We start from the raw sequence: 1702 nt of genomic DNA, 5'->3' as shown, positions 1-1702 counted from the left end.
GTCCAGCGCCGTGTCCAGCCCCGTCATCGCCAGCACCGCGGGCGTGCCGCACTGGTACTGCTGAATGCCCGGCGCGGGCTGGTATTCGCTGTCGAAATCGAAGGGGTTGGCGTGTCCCAGCCAGCCGGTCAGCGGCTGCCACACCTGGCCCTCGTGGCGCGGGTGCATCCACACGAAGGCCGGCGCGCCCGGGCCGCCGTTCAGGTATTTGTAGCCGCAGCCAATGGCGAAGTCCGCCGCGCTGCCCAGCAGGTCGATGGGCACTGCGCCGGCGCTGTGCGCCAGGTCCCACACGGCCAGCGCGCCGGCCTGCTGCGCCCAGCGCGTCAGCAGACCCATGTCATGCATGCGGCCGGTGCGGTAGTTCACATGCGTCAGCATCAGCACGGCGCAGCGCTCGTCCAGCAGCGGCGGGATGTCCTCGGGCTGCTCGGTCAGGATCAACTCGCCGCCATGCGCCCGCACCACGCTCTGCGCGATGTAGTTGTCGGTGGGGAAGTTGCTGCGCTCGCTGATGACAACCTTGCGCTTGCCCTGCTGCAGTTGCAGCGCGGCATGCAGCACCTTGTAGAGATTGACGGAGGTCGAGTCCGCCACCAGCACCTCGCCCGGGCGCGCGCCCAGCCACGGCGCCAGCCGGTCGCCCAGGCGGCGCGGCAGGTCGATCCAGCCGGCGGTGTTCCAGCTCTTGATCAGGCCCTGACCCCACTCCTGCTCCACCGCGCGCTGGATGCGCTCGGGTGTGGCGCGGGGCAGGGCGCCCAGCGAGTTGCCATCCAGGTAAGTGACGCCGTCGGGCAGCGTGAACAGCTCGCGCAGGCTGCGCAGGGGGTCGGCGGCATCGAGMCGCTTGGCATCATCGAGATTCATGGCAGTTCCCTCAGGACGGCGCGCACCGGGGAGGCACAGGCGCCTTGTAGTTTGAGTGGCAGGGCGATCAGCTCGTAGTCGCCCTCGGGCACGTCGTCGAGCACCAGGTTCTCCAGCACGCGCAGGTCGTGGCGGCGCAGCTGCTGGTGGCTGTCCAGCACCTTGGAGTCGGCCGGGTCCACGCTCGGCGTGTCGATGCCGATCAGCCGCACGCCGCGCGCGGCCAGCCATTCGACGGCCTCGGGCGCGTAGGCGGTGAAGGCCGGGTTCCACACCGTGTCGGCCTTGTCGCAGCAACGCACCAGCACGCGCGGCGGCAGGTCGTTTTCGGCGTGCTGAAGATGCCCGACCATGATCAGCGGCGCGGCGCCGATGGCGTGGATGACGCGGCAGCGGCCGAGATAGGTGTCCAGCGGCACGTCGGAAATAGCCGGCGCATCGTTGGTGTAGTGCAGCGGCGCATCGGCATGCGCGCCCACGTGAGGGCTCATCGTGATGGCGCTGAGATTGACTGGGCAGCCGGGCGACAGCTGCGCCGTCCAGCGCAGGCTGTAGGGCTCGTCGCCCGGGAAGATGGGCGCGTCGGGRCCGACGGTGGGAGAGATGTCCCAGAGTCTGGGAGAGAGGTTGGAGCTCATGGCGGCGGCACCTTAGCGTTGCAGCGGCCCGTGTGGTGTCGGTTAATTCCAACTGGCTGTCAATCGGGCGCGGCAGCCGCCCTGGGCGCTGCACCTTCTCGCAGCTGCGGCTTTATGCCGTTTTAAGTGGAATGGACGGCCGGCACGGCAGGTGGTTGATCGCAACCGCGCAGCAGGGCCGGGTGATGTCAATA

At 69.1% G+C, this 1702-nt stretch carries 2 protein-coding genes; both read right to left on the bottom strand.

Annotated features, from left to right (window positions below):
* Positions 1-870 (bottom strand): kynureninase (locus ACXJKR_RS31655; RefSeq protein WP_457326226.1); only part of this gene is annotated, 870 nt, incomplete at its 3' end.
* A complete protein-coding gene (gene kynB / locus ACXJKR_RS31650) occupies positions 867-1508 on the bottom strand; it encodes an arylformamidase (RefSeq protein WP_457326225.1) in 642 nt (213 codons plus the stop codon). The genes ACXJKR_RS31655 and kynB, both read right to left, overlap by 4 nt.
* Positions 1509-1702 lie beyond the last annotated feature (194 nt).

The organism is Roseateles sp. P5_E11 (genome assembly GCF_054049355.1).
Note: the sequence above shows the minus strand (reverse complement) of the source record. Positions and strands in the feature narration are given on the sequence as shown.